At 58.5% G+C, this 591-nt stretch carries 1 pseudogene; it reads right to left on the bottom strand.

Annotation, left to right across the window (positions count from 1 at the left end):
- Positions 1 to 591, bottom strand: a pseudogene (locus ACTHUG_RS11295) (hypothetical protein); the annotation flags it as partial.

Genomic DNA, 591 nt, shown 5'->3' with positions numbered 1-591 from the left:
CGGTGTAAACGTCTTGGCCGTTGGCGCCGGTCGTTTTCACCACGTCTTTGATGTTGGTGCCGGCGGCAACCTCGGTACGGGCGGCGGCGCTTTGCTGTTTCAGCTGGCTGTAGTTGACGGCGTCGGTATCGTCGCTACCGGCGGCTACGTTGGTGATCTTGTTGCCGGCGGCATTAATGCCTGCTTTGGTCACACTCGGGCCGCCTGTGATGGTGAGGCCGTCTGAATTCAGTTTGCTGTCGCCTGCGGTAACGCTGTCGACGGTGATGTCTTTGGCCAGTTTGAAGTCAATCTGGTTGTCGGACACGGTGGTGACGATGTTGCGGTCGCTGCTGCGGTAGGCAACGGTTTCGCCCAGTTGGACGTTGTCGTCGCTGCCGTTGTCGGCGGCAATATTCAGACCTTTGGCGATGTTGGCGGCGTTGTTGGCGACGTTTTGGTTGGTCGCAAACAGTTGGCTGCCATTGACGGCGTCTTTGCTGTTGGCATTGAGGTCGCCGTCGGCTACGTTGGTCACTTTGTTGCCTGCGGCATCGATACCGGACTTGGTCAGGCTAGGACCGCCTGCGACTTTCACACCGTCGTTGTTAA

This window comes from Neisseria sp. P0022.S009 (assembly GCF_051956675.1).
Lineage (GTDB): Bacteria > Pseudomonadota > Gammaproteobacteria > Burkholderiales > Neisseriaceae > Neisseria.
The sequence above is the reverse complement of the archived record's forward strand: the minus strand, read 5'-3'. Positions and strand labels throughout refer to the sequence as shown.